General features: G+C 70.8%; 16 protein-coding genes and 1 riboswitch. Of the genes, 7 read left to right on the top strand and 9 right to left on the bottom strand.

Going from position 1 to position 16,223, the window contains the following annotated elements; translation table 11 throughout:
- Positions 1-21: 21 nt before the first annotated feature.
- The 6 genes from ACIPSE_RS07645 (at position 22) to ACIPSE_RS07620 (ending at position 6,692) form a co-directional block, all read left to right on the top strand.
- The gene (locus ACIPSE_RS07645) at positions 22-273 is read left to right on the top strand and encodes a DUF3311 domain-containing protein (protein WP_401658563.1); all 252 of its coding nucleotides are present in this window, start codon (positions 22-24) and stop codon (positions 271-273) included.
- Complete coding sequence (gene mctP / locus ACIPSE_RS07640; RefSeq protein WP_401658560.1) at positions 270-1,886, top strand: monocarboxylate uptake permease MctP; 1,617 nt, start codon at positions 270-272, stop codon at positions 1,884-1,886. Before ACIPSE_RS07645 ends, mctP begins: the two co-directional genes overlap by 4 nt.
- A gap of 131 nt (positions 1,887-2,017) precedes the next feature.
- Positions 2,018-2,521: a GNAT family N-acetyltransferase gene (locus tag ACIPSE_RS07635; RefSeq protein ID WP_401658557.1), complete on the top strand. Its 504-nt coding sequence runs from the start codon at positions 2,018-2,020 to the stop codon at positions 2,519-2,521.
- A gap of 77 nt (positions 2,522-2,598) precedes the next feature.
- A riboswitch (cobalamin riboswitch) is annotated at positions 2,599-2,682 on the top strand.
- Positions 2,683-2,826: 144 nt separating this feature from the next.
- Positions 2,827-5,181, top strand: coding sequence for a ribonucleoside-diphosphate reductase subunit alpha (locus ACIPSE_RS07630; protein ID WP_401658554.1), 2,355 nt, complete (start codon positions 2,827-2,829; stop codon positions 5,179-5,181).
- A complete protein-coding gene (locus ACIPSE_RS07625) occupies positions 5,181-6,194 on the top strand; it encodes a ribonucleotide-diphosphate reductase subunit beta (RefSeq protein ID WP_401658551.1) in 1,014 nt (337 codons plus the stop codon). Before ACIPSE_RS07630 ends, ACIPSE_RS07625 begins: the two co-directional genes overlap by 1 nt.
- A 66-nt stretch (positions 6,195-6,260) precedes the next feature.
- On the top strand, positions 6,261-6,692 hold the full coding sequence (locus ACIPSE_RS07620; RefSeq protein ID WP_401658548.1) for a hypothetical protein: 432 nt from the start codon (positions 6,261-6,263) through the stop codon (positions 6,690-6,692).
- Here the strand turns inward: ACIPSE_RS07620 and ACIPSE_RS07615 are convergent.
- Entirely contained in the window at positions 6,659-6,835 is a 177-nt protein-coding gene (locus ACIPSE_RS07615) for a hypothetical protein (RefSeq protein ID WP_401658545.1), read from the bottom strand. The two genes, ACIPSE_RS07620 and ACIPSE_RS07615, sit on opposite strands and share 34 nt — an antisense overlap.
- A gap of 92 nt (positions 6,836-6,927) precedes the next feature.
- On the opposite strand from ACIPSE_RS07615, the gene ACIPSE_RS07610 reads away from it, so the two are divergent.
- Positions 6,928-7,893: a GlxA family transcriptional regulator gene (locus tag ACIPSE_RS07610; RefSeq protein WP_401658542.1), complete on the top strand. Its 966-nt coding sequence runs from the start codon at positions 6,928-6,930 to the stop codon at positions 7,891-7,893.
- On the opposite strand, the gene ACIPSE_RS07605 is transcribed toward ACIPSE_RS07610, so the two are convergent.
- The 8 genes from ACIPSE_RS07605 to sigR all read right to left on the bottom strand — a co-directional run bounded on the left by ACIPSE_RS07605 (position 7,894) and on the right by sigR (position 16,068).
- Complete coding sequence (locus tag ACIPSE_RS07605) at positions 7,894-9,270, bottom strand: cytochrome P450 (RefSeq protein ID WP_401658540.1); 1,377 nt, start codon at positions 9,268-9,270, stop codon at positions 7,894-7,896. It lies immediately after the preceding gene.
- Positions 9,267-10,352 (bottom strand): epi-isozizaene synthase, encoded by a 1,086-nt coding sequence (cyc1, locus tag ACIPSE_RS07600; RefSeq protein ID WP_401658537.1) that lies wholly within the window; start codon positions 10,350-10,352, stop codon positions 9,267-9,269. The genes ACIPSE_RS07605 and cyc1 overlap by 4 nt, the downstream gene beginning before the upstream one ends.
- Before the next feature lie 287 nt (positions 10,353-10,639).
- Complete coding sequence (gene def, locus ACIPSE_RS07595) at positions 10,640-11,290, bottom strand: peptide deformylase (protein ID WP_401658535.1); 651 nt, start codon at positions 11,288-11,290, stop codon at positions 10,640-10,642.
- An 84-nt stretch (positions 11,291-11,374) separates the two neighbouring features.
- Positions 11,375-12,355 carry a tetratricopeptide repeat protein gene (locus tag ACIPSE_RS07590; protein ID WP_401658532.1) on the bottom strand — a complete coding sequence of 327 codons (981 nt, stop codon included), beginning with the start codon at positions 12,353-12,355 and terminating at the stop codon, positions 11,375-11,377.
- A 117-nt stretch (positions 12,356-12,472) separates the two neighbouring features.
- On the bottom strand, positions 12,473-13,702 hold the full coding sequence (locus ACIPSE_RS07585; protein ID WP_401658530.1) for an HD-GYP domain-containing protein: 1,230 nt from the start codon (positions 13,700-13,702) through the stop codon (positions 12,473-12,475).
- Positions 13,699-14,988 (bottom strand): HD-GYP domain-containing protein, encoded by a 1,290-nt coding sequence (locus ACIPSE_RS07580; RefSeq protein ID WP_401658528.1) that lies wholly within the window; start codon positions 14,986-14,988, stop codon positions 13,699-13,701. The genes ACIPSE_RS07585 and ACIPSE_RS07580 overlap by 4 nt, the downstream gene beginning before the upstream one ends.
- A gap of 94 nt (positions 14,989-15,082) precedes the next feature.
- Positions 15,083-15,388, bottom strand: a complete 306-nt coding sequence (gene rsrA / locus ACIPSE_RS07575; protein ID WP_401658525.1) for a mycothiol system anti-sigma-R factor — start codon at positions 15,386-15,388, stop codon at positions 15,083-15,085.
- A complete protein-coding gene (gene sigR / locus ACIPSE_RS07570; RefSeq protein WP_401658522.1) occupies positions 15,385-16,068 on the bottom strand; it encodes an RNA polymerase sigma factor SigR in 684 nt (227 codons plus the stop codon). The genes rsrA and sigR overlap by 4 nt, the downstream gene beginning before the upstream one ends.
- Between the last annotated feature and the right edge of the window lie 155 nt (positions 16,069-16,223).

Here is a 16,223-nt window from a genome sequence, read left to right as displayed (position 1 = left end):
GTGAGGGGTAGGAGTCGCGACATGTCGGATGCGCCTGAAGTGAGACCACCGGTGGTGACACCGGTGCGGGTGGTCATCGCCCTCTGCCTGATCGCCCCGTTCGTGGCGATGCTGTGGGTCGGTTCGTACGCCAAGGTGGACCCCACCTTCATCGGGATCCCCTTCTTCTACTGGTACCAGATGCTGTGGGTGCTCATCTCCACCGCGCTGACGATGACCGCGTACCAGCTGTGGCAGCGTGACCAGCGTGCCCGTCGTGGAGGTTCCCGGTGAACGACGGAGTCAACGGCGTCGCGCTCGGCGTCTTCATCTTCTTCTTCCTGGCCGTCACCGTCATGGGCTTCCTCGCCGCGCGCTGGCGCCGCGCCGAGAACGACAGCCTCGACGAATGGGGCCTGGGCGGACGGTCGTTCGGCACCTGGGTCACCTGGTTCCTGCTCGGCGGCGACCTGTACACGGCGTACACCTTCGTCGCCGTGCCGGCGGCGATCTACGCGGCGGGCGCGGCCGGCTTCTTCGCGGTGCCGTACACGATCCTCATCTACCCGCTGATCTTCACGTTCCTGCCCCGCCTCTGGTCGGTCTCGCACAGGCACGGGTACGTGACGACCTCGGACTTCGTGCGCGGACGCTTCGGCTCCAAGGGCCTGTCCCTGGCGGTCGCCGTCACCGGCATCCTCGCGACGATGCCGTACATCGCGCTCCAACTCGTCGGTATCCAGGCGGTCCTGGACGTGATGGGCGTCGGCGGCGGCGAGGACACCAACTGGTTCGTCAAGGACCTGCCGCTGCTGATCGCGTTCGGTGTGCTCGCCGCGTACACGTACTCGTCGGGTCTGCGCGCGCCGGCCCTGATCGCGTTCGTCAAGGACACGCTGATCTACATCGTCATCGTGGTGGCGATCATCTACATCCCCATCAAGCTGGGCGGGTTCGACGACATCTTCGCCAAGGCGGGCGAGGCGTTCGCGCAGACCAACCCGGCCACCGGCGCCCCGCGCGGCGCGCTGGCACCCGGCGAGGCGGGCCAATGGACTTACGCCACCCTCGCGTTGGGCTCGGCGCTCGCGCTGTTCATGTACCCGCACTCGATCACCGCGACGCTCTCCTCCAAGAGCCGTGACGTGATCCGCCGCAACACCACGATCCTGCCCCTGTACTCACTGATGCTGGGTCTGCTGGCGCTGCTCGGCTTCATGGCGATCGCGGCCGGGATCAAGGTGGCCAACGGCCAGTTGGCGATCCCGCAGCTCTTCGAGGACATGTTCCCGGACTGGTTCGCGGGCGTGGCCTTCGCGGCCATCGGCATCGGCGCACTGGTCCCCGCGGCCATCATGTCCATCGCCGCCGCGAACCTGTTCACCCGCAACATCTACAAGGACTTCATCCGCCCCGACGCCACGCCCGAGCAGGAGACCAAGGTCTCCAAGCTGGTGTCGCTGCTGGTGAAGGTGGGCGCGCTGGTCTTCGTGCTGACCATGGACAAGACGGTCGCCATCAACTTCCAGCTGCTGGGCGGCATCTGGATCCTGCAGACCTTCCCGGCGCTGGTCGGCGGCCTGTTCACCCGCTGGTTCCACCGCTGGGCGCTGCTCGCGGGCTGGGCGGTCGGCATGGTCTACGGCACGCTCGCCGCCTACGGGGTGGCCTCGCCGACGCAGGAGCACTTCGGCGGCTCCTCCAAGGAGATCCCCGGCATCGGCGAGATCGGCTACATCGGTCTCACCGCGTTCGTCCTCAACGCGGTGGTCACGATCGTCCTGACCTTCGTCCTCAAGGCCGTGAAGGCGCCCGAGGGCATCGACGAGACCAGCCCGGAGGACTACACGGCGGACGCGGGCGACCCCGGCGTCCAGCGCGACCTCCCGGTGGCCGCCGGCCACTGAGCGGTACGCCGGTCAGCGGGCCGCCGGAACCTCCCGGCGGCCCGCTGCCGTACCCGGGGCCCGTCGCCGTACCCGGGGCCCGTCGCCGCACCCGGGGCCCGTTGTCGTACCCGTCGGGCAGACTCGCCCTCATGGACGTCACGATCCGGGCCGCGCACCCCACCGAATACGGCACCCTCGGCGAGATCACCGCCCAGGCCTATCTCCAGGACGGACTGCTGGCCTTCGGCGGCGAGGACGACTGGTACCTCCACGAGCTGAGGGACGTGGCCAAGCGGGCGGCCGGCGCCGAGGTGCTGGTGGCCGTGGACCGGGACCGCGTCCTCGGCGGCGTCACCTACGTCCCGGCCCCCGGCCCCCTGTCCGACCTCGCCGCCCCGGACGAGGCCGAGATCCGGATGCTCGCCGTGGCCCGCGAGGCGCGCGGCAGAGGCGCCGGCGAGGCCCTCGTACGCGCCTGCGTGGAGCGGGCCAGGGCCGCCGGACGCACCGGCCTGGTGCTGTCGACGCAACCCTCCATGCGGGCGGCGCACCGCGTCTACGGGCGCCTCGGATTCGTCCGCGCGCCGGCCCGCGACTGGCGGCCGATCGAGGGCGACGACTTCACGCTCCTCGCCTATCAGTTGACGCTCTGAAGTCGGCGCGACACAACATCTAGGGGTGCCTCGACAGCCCGGCACAAGATGTATGCTCGTGCTCGCTGTCGCCGCAGGGGAATCCGGTGCGAATCCGGAACTGTCCCGCAACGGTGTACTTGTGCATGTCCCAGACATGCACGGGAGTCAGTCCGAGGACCTGTCGACAGTGCGCCCGGCCGCCCCGGCCCGGGTGCCATGACGTCCGGGCCTCGTGGAATGGGCCGGTGGACGCGACGCCCCGTGCGCTCGTGTGCTGCCCCCTGCCCTCGGCGAGGCCTCCTGCCGAGCGAGGGAGACCCCACGTGACCATCGCGCCAGCCGACCCGGCTTCAGCGATCACCCCTGTGGAAGAGGACGGTCCCGGAACCGCGTTGCTGCGGACCCTGACCGAGCTGACCGCCGACCTCCCCGACGCCGACCCCGGCCGGGTCGCCGCCGCCGCGCTGCGCGGCCGGTCCGCCCGGGCCGACGAGGCCGAGCTGCGCGAGCTGGCGACGGAGGCCGCCGCCGGACTCATCTCCGAGGACCCCGCGTACAGCAGGCTGGCCGCCCGGCTCCTCACCGTCTCCATCGCCGCCGAGGCCGCCTCGCAGGGCGTCACCTCCTTCACCGGGTCGGTCGCGGTGGGGCACCGCGAGGGTCTGATCGCCGACCGCACCGCGGAGTTCGTCCGGATCCACGCCGCGCGCCTGGACGCCCTGATCGACCCGGCCGGCGACGACCGCTTCGGCTACTTCGGTCTGCGCACCCTGCACAGCCGCTATCTGCTCCGGCACCCGATCACCCGCAAGGTCGTCGAGACCCCGCAGCACTTCATGCTCCGCGTCGCCGCCGGACTCGCCGAGGACGACGGCGTCCGCGCGCTCGACGAGGTCGCCGCGCTGTACGGGCTGATGAGCCGCCTGGACTACCTGCCGTCCTCCCCCACCCTGTTCAACTCCGGCACGCGGCACCCCCAGATGTCGTCCTGCTACCTCCTCGACTCCCCGCTGGACGAGCTGGACTCCCTCTACGACCGCTACCACCAGGTCGCCCGCCTCTCCAAGCACGCCGGCGGCATCGGGCTGTCGTACTCCCGCATCCGCAGCCGCGGTTCGCTGATCCGGGGCACCAACGGGCACTCCAACGGCATCGTCCCGTTCCTGAAGACGCTGGACGCCTCGGTGGCCGCGGTGAACCAGGGCGGCCGGCGCAAGGGGGCCGCGGCGGTCTACCTGGAGACCTGGCACTCCGACATCGAGGAGTTCCTGGAGCTGCGCGACAACACCGGTGAGGACGCCCGGCGCACCCACAACCTGAACCTCGCGCACTGGATCCCCGACGAGTTCATGCGCCGGGTCAACGCCGACGCCCCGTGGTCGCTGTTCTCCCCGGCGGACGTGCCCGAGCTGGTCGACCTGTGGGGCGAGGAGTTCGACGCCGCGTACCGCGCGGCGGAGGCGAAGGGCCTCGCCCGGAAGACCATCCCGGCGCGCGACCTGTACGGCCGCATGATGCGCACCCTCGCGCAGACCGGCAACGGCTGGATGACCTTCAAGGACGCCGCCAACCGCACCGCCAACCAGACGGCCGAGCCGGGGCACGTCGTCCACTCCTCCAACCTCTGCACGGAGATCCTGGAGGTCACGAACGACGGGGAGACGGCGGTCTGCAACCTGGGTTCGGTGAACCTGGGCGCGTTCGTCGCGGACGGGGAGCTGGACTGGGAGCGGCTGGACGAGACGGTCCGCACCGCCGTGACCTTCCTCGACCGGGTCGTCGACATCAACTTCTACCCGACCGAGCAGGCGGGCCGTTCCAACGCGAAATGGCGCCCGGTGGGCCTCGGCGCGATGGGCCTCCAGGACGTCTTCTTCAAGCTGCGGATGCCCTTCGACTCCCCCGAGGCGCAGCGGCTGTCCACCCGGATCGCCGAGCGGATCATGCTCGCCGCGTACGAGGCCTCCGCGGACCTCGCCGAGCGCAACGGGCCGCTGCCGGCGTGGGAGAAGACCCGTACCGCGCGCGGTGTGCTGCACCCCGACCACTACGGCGTCGAGCCGGTCTGGCCGGAGCGCTGGGCGGCGCTGCGCGAGCGGATCGCGACGACCGGCATGCGCAACAGCCTGCTGCTGGCCATCGCGCCCACCGCCACGATCGCCTCCATCGCGGGCGTGTACGAGTGCATCGAGCCGCAGGTCTCCAACCTGTTCAAGCGCGAGACGCTGTCCGGCGAGTTCCTCCAGGTCAACTCCTACCTGGTGCGGGACCTGAAGGACCTCGGCGTCTGGGACGCCCGGACCCGTGAGGCGCTGCGCGACTCCAACGGCTCGGTGCAGGACTTCGCGTGGATCCCCGAGGACGTGCGGGCGCTGTACCGCACGGCGTGGGAGATCCCGCAGCGCGGCCTCATCGACATGGCCGCCGCCCGTACCCCGTACCTGGACCAGGCGCAGTCCCTGAACCTCTTCCTGGAGACGCCGACGATCGGCAAGCTCTCCTCGATGTACGCCTACGCCTGGAAGTCCGGGCTGAAGACGACGTACTACCTGCGTTCGCGCCCGGCGACGAGGATCGCCCGCGCCGCGCAGGCAACTGTCCCCGTGCAGCAGGCCGCCGACCCCGAGGCGGTCGCCTGCTCCCTTGAGAACCCCGAGTCCTGCGAGGCCTGCCAGTAATGAGCTCCACCCAGAAGAACCTGCTCGACCCGGGCTTCGAACTGACCCTGCGTCCGATGCGCTACCCGGACTTCTACGAGCGCTACCGGGACGCCATCAAGAACACCTGGACCGTCGAGGAGGTCGACCTCCACTCGGACGTCGCGGACCTCGCGAAGCTGTCCCCGATGGAGCAGCACCTGATCGGCCGGCTGGTCGCGTTCTTCGCGACGGGCGACTCGATCGTGGCGAACAACCTGGTCCTGACGCTGTACAAGCACATCAACTCCCCCGAGGCGCGCCTGTACCTGTCGCGCCAGCTGTTCGAGGAGGCCGTGCACGTCCAGTTCTATCTGACGCTGCTCGACACCTATCTCCCCGACCCGGAGGACCGGACGGCGGCCTTCGCGGCGGTGGAGAACATCCCCTCGATCCGTGAGAAGGCCGAGTTCTGCTTCAAGTGGATGGACTCGGTCGAGAAGCTGGACCGGTTGGAGTCGCGGGCGGACCGCCGCCGCTTCCTGCTCAACCTCATCTGCTTCGCCGCGTGCATCGAGGGCCTGTTCTTCTACGGCGCCTTCGCCTACGTGTACTGGTTCCGCAGCCGGGGTCTGCTGCACGGTCTGGCGACCGGCACCAACTGGGTGTTCCGGGACGAGACGATGCACATGTCGTTCGCGTTCGAGGTGGTCGACACCGTCCGCAAGGAGGAGCCGGACCTCTTCGACGACGAGCTCCAGCAGCAGGTGACGGACATGCTGAGGGAGGCCGTGGAGGCCGAACTCCAGTTCGCCCGTGACCTGTGCGGCGACGGTCTGCCGGGGATGAACACCGAGTCGATGCGCCAGTACCTGGAGTGCGTCGCCGACCAGCGCCTGGGCCGTCTCGGCTTCGCCCCGGTGTACGGCTCGGAGAACCCGTTCTCCTTCATGGAGCTCCAGGGTGTCCAGGAACTGACCAACTTCTTCGAGCGCCGCCCGTCCGCGTACCAGGTCGCGGTGGAGGGCACGGTCGACCTCGACGAGGACTTCTAGCCTGATCCGCTCATGAGGGATCCCTCCTCGCCTCCGATACGTCAGATCGGCGAGGAGGGATCCATCATGCGTCGTACGACCATGCTCGCCGCCGTGTCCCTGATGCTGTTCGCCGCCGGGTGCGGGACCCAGGCGGGTGACGACGGCGCCGCCGTCTCCCCGTCGCCGTCCGGCTCGTCCGCCTGTGCCCCGCCGTCCGGGGAACTGGGCGCGAAGGACAGCGGCCGTACGGTCTGTCTGGCCGCGGGCGACACCGTGCGTGTCTCGCTGAACGGGACCAACGACCGCGCCTGGACGGCGGTGACCGCCGAGGGCGACGGCCTGGAGCCGGTCAACAGCGGGATCGCGCTGCCGCCGGGCGACTCGAACGCCGCGTACCGGGCGACCGGGCCGGGCACGGCCCGTCTGACCTCGTCCCGTCCGCTGTGCGCCACGGAGCCGGGCAAGGTGTCCTGCAAGGGCATTCAGGAGTGGTGGGTCAAGGTGGTGGTGAAGTAGCGGCGGTCCGCCGCCGCCCGGCGGATCTGGCGCTCCAGGCGGCGGTCGCGCACGATGCCGACCAGGGCCGGGGTGACGAGCAGGACGAGGATTCCGAGCACGGTCAGCATGCCGATCAGTCCTTGTGTCTGTGCGGTAGTCATGTCACCACTGTCGCGCTCCACACTCCTGACAAACAGTGGCAGGACTGCCGCCGACCCTCGATTTACTGCCACCGCCGAGGCACACTGGGACCATGCTGAAGAACGTGGCGGCGGTCCTGCTCGACGGTGTGCACCCCTTCGAACTCGGTGTGGTCTGCGAGGTCTTCGGCCTCGACCGCAGCGACGACGGGCTGCCCGTGTACGACTTCGCCGTGGTGTCCGCGGAGGGGCCGACCCTGAGCACGCACGTCGGCGGGCTCAGCGTGTCGACGCCGTACGGCCTGGAGCGGCTGGAGGAGGCCGACCTGATCGCCGTGCCGGCGGGCAGTCACTACGTCGTGCGGGAGTACCCGCCGGAGCTGCTCGACGCGCTCGTACGGGCCACGGAGCGGGGCGCGCGGGTGCTGAGCGTCTGCTCGGGGGTGTTCGTGCTGGGCGCCGCCGGGCTGCTCGACGGGCGGCGCTGCACCGTGCACTGGAAGCATGCCCGCGAGCTGGCGCTGCGCAACCCCCGGGCGGTGATCGAGCCGGACGTCCTCTACGTCGACGCGGACCCGGTGATCACCTCCGCGGGCACCGCCTCCGGCATCGACGCCTGTCTGCACATCGTGCGCAAGGAGCAGGGGCCCGAGATCGCCAACAAGATCGCCCGCCGGATGGTCGTCCCGCCGCACCGCGACGGCGGCCAGGCGCAGTACGTCGAACGGCCGCTGCCCCGGGACACCTGCGACACCGTCGGGGAGGTGCTGGCCTGGATGGAGCGGCACCTGGACGAGGACGTCACCGTCGAGCAGCTCGCCGCCCGCGCGCACATGTCCCCGCGGACCTTCGCCCGCCGCTTCCAGCAGGAGACCGGGACCACGCCCTACCGCTGGATCCTGCGCCAACGGGTGCTGCTGGCCCAGCGGTTGCTGGAGGCGACGGACGAGACGGTGGACGCGGTCGCGGGCCGGACGGGGTTCGGCACCGCGGCCGCGCTGCGCCACCAGTTCACCCGCGCGCTCGGCACCACCCCGAACGCCTACCGGCGGGCGTTCCGGGGCCCGGAGGCCGCCTGATCACCGGGCGACCGGCCGCAGCCGCAGGTCGTGGGGGCGGAGCGTGATGCCCACCCGGGTCGCGTCGTTCGACCCGGACACCTGCTCGAAGCGGTACCTCGTCGCGACCGCCGCCGTGATCAGCGAGAGCTGCGCCATGGAGAAGTGGTCGCTGGGGCACTTGCGATTGCCCACGCTGAAGGGGCTCATGGCGTATTTGGGCACGTCCTTGACGCGTTCCGGAAGCCATCGGTCGGGATCGAAGTCGAGGTTGCCGGTGTACGACTTCGGATCGCGCTGGACCGCGTACGGGCTGTACACGATGTCGGCCCCGGCCGGAATGCGATAGCCACCGAGTTCCGTGTCCTTGACCGCCCGCCGCGTCAATATCCATACGGCGGGGCGCAAACGCATGGCCTCGGTGACGACATTGTTGGTGTGCGTGAGCGCCCGCACGTCGTCGAATGCGACGGGGCGCCCGCCGGTAATGGTCCGGACCTCGTCGTGCACCCTGTCCGCGTGTTCCGGGTGTTCCGCGAGGACTTGGAGCAGCCACATGATCGTGGAGGCCACCGTTTCGCTGCCCGGGGTGAGTATGGCGACGACCTGGTCGTGGATCTCCTGTTCCCCGATGGGGTCGCCATTGTCGTCCTTCGCCTCCAGCAATGCCGTCAGCAAATCGTCCGGCTTTTGACCAGAGGCGCGCCGTTCGGCGACGATCTCGTCGACGAGGAGATGCAAATCGGCCAGGGCCGCGTTGAATTTGCGGTTGGGCGGCAGGGGCAGGTCGTACAGCGGCCCCAGGGGGACGACCATCCGCCGGTACATCCCGCGGAAGACGGTGGCGAGGGCGACGCACAGCCGCTCGGCGCGCTCGTCCATGAAGTCGCCGCGCAGCAGACAGCGGGCCGCGATGCGCACGGCCACCCGGAAGGACTCCGAGGTGCAGTCGATCGTCTCGCCGGGCCGCCAGCGCTCGGTCAGCGCGTGCGCCTCCTCCTCCATGACGGCGGCGTAGCCGGGGATCGCGTCGAGCCGGAACGCGGGCTGGATGACCCGGCGCTGGCGCCGGTGGCGGGGGCCGTTGGCGGTGGCCACGCCCTCCTTGCCGAGCAGGCCCTCCAGGGACTCCCACAGGGGTCCGGCGATGATGAAGTCGGGGTTGAGCGCGAGGGCGCCGGTGAGGGCCGGCGTGGTGGGGGCGTACACGGTCTTGGGGCCCAGCCGGAGCCGGACGACGTCACCGTGCTCGCGGAGCTGCGACATGAAGGCCAGCGGGTCGCGCAGCAGCTTCAGGCCGTGGCCGAGGACGGGAACGGCTCCTCCCGCCAGGGGCGGCTCACCGAGGTCCGGCACCGGGGTCACCGGCGTCCCGGGCTTCACAGACTCGACGGTCATTTCTCACCTGCCGCTTCGTTGTTGACGTACGGGGGCGTGGACCGGTCGTCCCAGCTGTCGACCATGTAACGGCCGGACTCGTGGTGGAACCAGTAGACGGTGCTGAACCAGTTGCGCATATTGCCGACACAGGCCCGGACGGCGACGCCCAGTTCCTTTCCGCGCATCGTTCCGTCGATGAGCGAGTCCGCGAGCCGCAGTGTGTCCCGTTCGACGACGAGGAATTCGGATATGCAGTCCTCGACGCGTCCTCGGAGTTCCGTCACGGCCTGTTCGAGTGTCAGCCCCTCGTGTTTGATGAGACTGATCCCGAGATTGTGGACCTCGTCGCCCGCTATCTCCTTCGGCAGTGAGCAGAGGTCGTTGTACCAGGCGGCGAATTCCTGACTGAGCAGGGCCGCCCTGCGGTAGGCCGGATGTTTCCGCACGGAGTCCGGGAGTTCACGTCCCGCGCACGGCTCCAGCAGATCCGTCCAGATCCAGTGCGCGAAGGTGAGACGGCGCAGCGCGAGGTATTCCTCGACGCCCGGCACGATTCCCTCGGTGCGATTGCGGAATTCGCGGTCGTACGCCTCGATCACGTCGTGGAAGTGCCGGGCGAAGCGCGCGTTCCACGTCCGGGGCAGGAACGCGTACAGCCGGAGCACGCTGTCCGCGAACCCGGCGACCAGGGGATCCTCGTGGTGCAGGTGGTCCTGGGGTGAGTCGGTGGCCGCGTGCAGCCGGTACCTCAGCCGGCGCCAGGCGGCGGACCGCCCGTGGATGATGTCGCGGTCGTGCCGGTCGTCCCAGACGAAGAACCAGGAGCTGTAGTCCGCTATCGCCTGGAGCACCTCGTCGGGGGCGCCCAGGTAGTAGCCGGCCATGAGGTCGGTGTAGCAAAGTCCGTCGGCATATTCCTCCACCTTGTCCGCGGGCATGAGCCGCTTTTCCAGCAGCCAGGCACGGGTCTTCTCCTGGAGCTGGGGCCAATACGGATGGAGTTGCCGGGGAAACGCCGCCTCGATCACCGGGAGAGAGAGCGAGGGCGGTACCGCGACCGCTGTCGGTGTCGATGTGGTGCCGTGTGGATATGCATGCACGAACTAACCCCTCTCAGCCGCCAGTTGCGCACGCCCCTCCCGCAGTGCCGGGCGTGCGCCGTTGCGTATCCCCGCACTTCCCATTCAGCACCACAACTGACCGTTCTGGGAACGTATTTGCACCATTCACTACCCCACAGCGCTGAGATTCTCCCTTGCGCGACTGGTTTTCGATCACTAAGAGAGCGCAAGCGGTCGGGCGTGCGACGGACAGACGAACGGCGCCCGTTCGGGAAGGGGTTCCTGAACGGACGCCGTGCGTGCGGGACCTGAGAGGCGCCGGTGACTCAGTCGTTGGCGACCACGGGGTAGCGTGGCTCGTTCTCGGCCATCTGGCGCAGCGCGTCCTTGCGCTCACGCTTGGAGAGCCGGTCGATGTACAGGTATCCGTACAGGTGGTCGGTCTCGTGCTGCAAACACCGAGCGAAGTAGCCGGTGCCGCGCACCTTGATCGGGTTGCCCTTCTCGTCCTGCCCGGTGACCTCGGCGTAGTCGGGGCGCGCGAGCGGCGCGTAGGCCGTCGGCACCGACAGGCAGCCCTCGTTGCTGTCGTCCAGCCGGCGCCGGTCGGCGGGCAGGTCGACGACCTTCGGGTTGCAGACGACCCCCACGTGCCGGGCGCCCTCGTCGTCCAGGCAGTCGTAGACGAAGACCTTCAGATCGACGCCGATCTGGTTGGCGGCCAGGCCCACGCCCTCGGCGGTCCGCTGCGAGGCGAACATGTCGGCGACGAGCCGGTCCAGCTCCGCGCCGAACTCGGTGACGTCCTGGCACTCCTTGTGCAGCACCGGGTTGCCGACGACCGTGATGGGACGCGAGGTGCCGCGCTCGCGCCAGGCGTTCTCGCGCTCCTCGGCCTCCTGGGTGTCGACGACGAAGCCCTCGTCGTCCACGGGGAGCACGCCCGCGTGCTGCTGATCGGTGTCCTGCTGCGCCATGAGCGACGTATGCCTTCCTGCAACCATGGAAATTTCTGCGGGTACAGCCTAAAGGCCGGGTACGGCGGGACCGGTCCGTGGAGCTCAGCAGACCTCTTCCAGGTCCCGCCAGTCCCGTGAGTCCGGGCTGTCGGCGACCCAGCCGTCCAGGAGGCCCCGGACCAGCGAGGCGGGCGCGGCCACCCCGCACTCCCGTTCCGGCACCCACAGCTGGCCGTCGGTCCGGTGGCCCAGCGGGCCGGGGTGTCCGGGCTCGCTGTGGTCGTGGGGGTCCAGATGCTCCCCGTCGCCCTCGTCCGACGGCATCCGCGACTCGGAGCACATCCGGCACAGCAGCCGCACCGACGACGACCAGTCCTCGGCGGCGAACCCGGCGTCGGCCGCGAGCTGCTCCAGCGCGTCCCGGTCGGACTCGGTGGCCGCCTCCAGGAGCACCACCCAGGTCGGCACCGGCGAGGGCGCCCACAGCTCGATCTCGTCGAACACCGGGTAGGAGTGCCCGGCGGCGGTGGTCCGCTCGCCGTGCGGCACCCCGTCGTGCAGGACGACCTCGCCCCAGCGCCGCCCGGAGGACGGCAGCGGGATGGACAGCACCTCGATCCGGGCCGGGTCCAGGCGCCGCCCCCACACCACCTCGGCCTCCCCCTCCGGGGACAGGCGCACGGCGGCGCTGCCGAGGTCCATGCCGAGCGGCTCCCCGGAGGCCGCGGCGCCGCCCGGGACGCGCAGCCCGTAGGCCTGCCAGGCGCGGCGGGCCAGCGGCCAGTCCTGGAGGGCGGTGGCCGCGATGCCGACGTTCCACCAGTCGGGTGCGCCCGTCTCCCGGTCCAGGAGCGCGACGGCGCGCAGTCCGGCGGCACGGGCCTGCTCCCAGTCGTGCCGGAACTTGTGCAGCAGGGCGAGGTTGAACCAGGACTCGGACAGCCAGGGCTCCAGATCGGCGGCGCGCGTCAGCAGCGCGCCCGCGTCCTCGTACCGGCCGTCGCCGATGAGGGTGAACGCACGGTCGGTGGCCTGCCGCCAGGAGGCGGAGGGCCGGTGCCGTCCCTTGCCGAAGATCCTCACGATTCCCGCCTGCCAGTTACCTTCTGTGACCTCTGCCCTGCCCCCGGACACCCTGCTCGCCGGGGCCTCTTTCGCATCCAACCACGTGCGGCTGGAGGGGCGCTCATTACCCATGGGTTACCCAGCCTGGGGCAGGGTAAGACGCTCGCGCGACAGCACCCGTCCGAGCGCCTCCACGACCTCCGGCGCGTAGTCCCCGGCGGTCGCGAGGCGCAGTTCCTCCAAGGCGGTGAGCGGCCCTCCGGGACCGGCGTCCCGCGCCTTCTCCTCGTAGGCGTTGACGGCCCGCACGATCCGCGCGGCGACGGGCTGCCGGAGGTAGGGATCGGCCTGCCGCTCCACCACGACGGCCACCTCCCCGTCCACGCCCGTCTGCCGGACGACGGCACCGCCGAGCAGGGCGATGCGCCGCTGCTCGGCGGCGGGCAGGGCGGCGGTGGCCCCGGCGGGGACCGGGTCGACGAGGCTGAGCTGTCCGATGTCGTGCATGAGGGCGGCGTACTCCAGGACGGTGAGGTCCCGGCCGGTCAGCCCCAGGTCCCGGCCGACGGCCCGGCTGAGCGCGGCGACCCGGTGGGCGTGCCCGGCCGGGGTGTACCCGGCGATCTCGGTGGCGCGGGCGAGGGAGGCGATGGTCTGCCGGTAGGTGGTCCGTACGGCGGCGTACCGGCGGAAGGAGAGCTGGGTGAGCAGCAGGGGCACACAGAACACCGGCAGCGCCCACAGCCCGACGACGGCGACCGCGAGCGCCATCACCGCGCCCGTGGCGCACACCGCCGAGCCGATGCCGAGCAGCGCCCGCAGTTCGTCGCGCAGGATCGGCCCGAAGGGCCAGCCCGTGCGGAAGTGCTTCAGCGCGGCGGCGAGCACGGCGTCGCACAGCGCGGTGAGCGCGAGCAGCGCGAGGAGCAGCAGCGCGTACGCGGGCCCGTCCCAGGCGCCGAACACGCCCTGGTTGTAGAGCGGTTGGAAGCAGACGGCGGCGAACCCGGTGCACAGCATCCGCCGCGCGAGGTGGTCGAGGACCGGCAGCCCCCGCACGGTGTGCGGCACGCACCCGAGCAGCGCGGCGGCGAACACGATGGCCACGACCTGCGCCGCCCCGTGCCGCGTCGCCGCCCCCGCGTCCGCCCCGAGCAGCGCGTACGACAGCGCCCCGGCCGCCCCGAGCGGGGCCGCCTCCCGCACCCGGGCGCCGGTCCAGCGCGTCACCTCGCCGACGACGATCAGCGCGGCGAAGGCGAGCGCGATTCCCCGGTCCGCGAGCCCTTCGCGCAGGACCTCGGTCAGGGACACGCACACCACGAGCCCGGCGCAGACGTGCACCAGCCGCTCGGGGCGCCTCACCGCCGGGCACCCGGGCGCGGGGACACCGGCCTGCGCGGTCGCGGCGGCTCGGGCTCGTCCGCGGTGACCGCCGGATGCCAGCCGTGCCGGCCGAGCGCGCGGACCAGGGCGGTGACCATCGACGGGTCGAACTGGGCGCCGGCGCAGCGCTCCAGTTCCGCGAGGGCGACGTCGACGGGGCGGGCGCGGCTGTAGGAACGGGTGGACGTCATGGCGTCGAAGGCGTCGGCGACGGCCACCACCCGGGCGGACTCGGGGATCTGCGTCCCTTTGAGCCCGTACGGGTAGCCGCTGCCGTCCAGCCGCTCGTGGTGGTGCAGCACGGCGGCCCGGGCCTCGCCGAGGAAGGAGATCCCGCGCACCATCTCGTGCCCGTACTCGGGGTGCAGCTCGATGACCCGGCGTTCCTCGGGGGTCAGCGGGCCGTCCTTGCGCAGCAGCCGGGTGGGGACGCCGAGTTTGCCGACGTCGTGCAGGATCCCGGCGAAGCGCAGGACCTCGACACGGCTCTCGTCCATGCCGAGTTCGCGGGCGATCATCAAGGAGGCCTGGCCGACGCGTTCGCTGTGCCCGCGGGTGTAGCCGTCCTTGATGTCGACGGCCTGGACGAGCGCGCGGATGGTGGCCTGATGCGCGGCCCGCTCGCGGTGGTACTGGGCGAACGCCCACCAGGACACGCACATCGGCAGCAGCACGAGCAGCGCGGCGACGGGCCCGTACGGGCTGCGCCACAGGACGGCCATCATCAGTCCGGCGAGGCCGTGGACGCCGACGGGCGCGAGGGAGCGGGCGAGCAGCCCCCGCCAGGCGAGCCGCGGCGGGACGCGTTCGGCGAGGGCGAGGATGCCGCCGTCGAGGGCGGTGAGGACCAGGCAGAAGGCGAGGACGGCGGCGCCCCCGGGCACCAGGGCGTAGGGGAAGTCGGAGGCGACGACCGCGTCCCGGCCGCCGAGCGCCCAGTGCGCGCGGGCCGCCGCCCAGACGGCCAGGGCCAGCTGGGCGGCGCGCCACACGCGCCGCACGGTCCGGGGCCGCCGCTCCACCGGGGCGAGCAGGGCGCCGGGGAGGGCGACCAGCGCGGCGGCGGGCGGGGGCAGCAGAAAGGCTCCGGCGAGGAGCACGGGGTAGAAGGCGCCCGACAGTCGCTCGCCCCCGGCGTACAGCGCCGCGAGCAGCGCCACCGCCCACCAGGGGGTGTGCACGTCGGGCAGCGGTGTCAGGCACAGGAGTGCGAGAAGAGCCACACAGACCACGTATGCGCGCGCCTGTGCCGGTAGCCCCTCCATGCTCCGGAGCGTAGGAGGGCCGGAGGGGTCCTGCGGGCCGATAACCCGGGGATTAGCACGTTCGAGTGACGACTGCCCGTTCCCCGGGGGGAGTTCAGGCCTCCTGGGCCGGGGCCGCGGCCACGTCGTGCTCGGGCACGGCCTGCCCGGAGCGGATCAGGTCGAGCCGGCCCAGCACCTTGGCGCGCAGGTCGGTCGGGACGTCGTCATGACCGCAGCAGCGCTTGACGAGCTTCTTCACGGCCTCTTCGAGCCCGTACTTCTCCAGGCACGGCGAGCACTCCGTGAAGTGCTGCTTGAACTTGTCGCGGTCGACGTCCGGCATCTCGCTGTCGAGGAACTCGTAGAGATGATCGAGTACCTCGCTGCAGTCCGTCTCGTGCGGCTCTCCGCAGCTCATGAGCCCGAGCCTTTCGCTTCGTCCGACTCTCCGGCGCCCGCCGGGACCAGGCCGCGCTCGCGCGCGTAGTCCTCCAGCATGCCGCGCAGTTGGCGGCGGCCCCGGTGCAGCCGGGACATCACCGTACCGATGGGTGTCCCCATGATGTCCGCGATCTCCTTGTACGCAAAGCCCTCTACGTCGGCGAGGTACACGGCGATACGGAACTCCTCCGGGATCGCCTGGAGCGCTTCCTTCACGTCCGAGTCGGGCAGGTGGTCCAGCGCCTGCGACTCGGCCGAGCGCAGACCGGTCGACATGTGCGACTCGGCGCGCGCCAGCTGCCAGTCCTCGATCTCCTCGGCCGCGGAGCGCTGGGGTTCGCGCTGCTTCTTGCGGTAGGAGTTGATGAACGTGTTGGTGAGGATCCGGTACAGCCAGGCCTTCAGATTGGTGCCCTCACGGAACTGGTGGAAGGACGCGTACGCCTTGGCGTAGGTCTCCTGCACCAGGTCCTCGGCATCGGCCGGGTTGCGCGTCATGCGCAGGGCGGCCGAATACATCTGGTCGAGGAATTCGAGCGCGTCCCGCTCGAAGCGCGCGGTGCGCTCCGCCGTGGACTCCGTGCTCGTGCCCCGGCCCTCGGGCTGCTCCGCCTGGCCGTTGTCGGTCCCTGCGTCGGTACCGGGAACCGGACCCACCTCCTCAAGATTCCGGGCAGCACCGAACCCGATGCCACCAGAATCGGAGGATAGACGACTACCCGTCCCCGCCGCCCCTCGAATGGGCGCGGGCTTGGCCGCGTGCAGCACCGTCCAGTCCAGGTCGGAACGGCTGCTGCGGCTCGGGCAGTAGG

Origin of the sequence: Streptomyces sp. NPDC090106, from assembly GCF_044747265.1 — a bacterium.
Lineage (GTDB): Bacteria > Actinomycetota > Actinomycetes > Streptomycetales > Streptomycetaceae > Streptomyces.
Note: the sequence above shows the minus strand (reverse complement) of the source record. Positions and strands in the feature narration are given on the sequence as shown.

Excerpts from the sequence above, each read along its gene's own strand:
- ACIPSE_RS07645 (WP_401658563.1), top strand. The coding sequence starts at position 22 with ATGTCGGATGCGCCTGAAGTGAGACCACCGGTGGTGACACCGGTGCGG.
- ACIPSE_RS07635 (WP_401658557.1), top strand. The coding sequence starts at position 2,018 with ATGGACGTCACGATCCGGGCCGCGCACCCCACCGAATACGGCACCCTC.
- ACIPSE_RS07625 (WP_401658551.1), top strand. The coding sequence starts at position 5,181 with ATGAGCTCCACCCAGAAGAACCTGCTCGACCCGGGCTTCGAACTGACC.
- ACIPSE_RS07620 (WP_401658548.1), top strand. The coding sequence starts at position 6,261 with ATGCGTCGTACGACCATGCTCGCCGCCGTGTCCCTGATGCTGTTCGCC.
- ACIPSE_RS07615 (WP_401658545.1), bottom strand. The coding sequence starts at position 6,835 with ATGACTACCGCACAGACACAAGGACTGATCGGCATGCTGACCGTGCTC.
- ACIPSE_RS07610 (WP_401658542.1), top strand. The coding sequence starts at position 6,928 with ATGCTGAAGAACGTGGCGGCGGTCCTGCTCGACGGTGTGCACCCCTTC.
- ACIPSE_RS07605 (WP_401658540.1), bottom strand. The coding sequence starts at position 9,270 with ATGACCGTCGAGTCTGTGAAGCCCGGGACGCCGGTGACCCCGGTGCCG.
- def (WP_401658535.1), bottom strand. The coding sequence starts at position 11,290 with ATGGCGCAGCAGGACACCGATCAGCAGCACGCGGGCGTGCTCCCCGTG.
- ACIPSE_RS07580 (WP_401658528.1), bottom strand. The coding sequence starts at position 14,988 with ATGGAGGGGCTACCGGCACAGGCGCGCGCATACGTGGTCTGTGTGGCT.
- rsrA (WP_401658525.1), bottom strand. The coding sequence starts at position 15,388 with ATGAGCTGCGGAGAGCCGCACGAGACGGACTGCAGCGAGGTACTCGAT.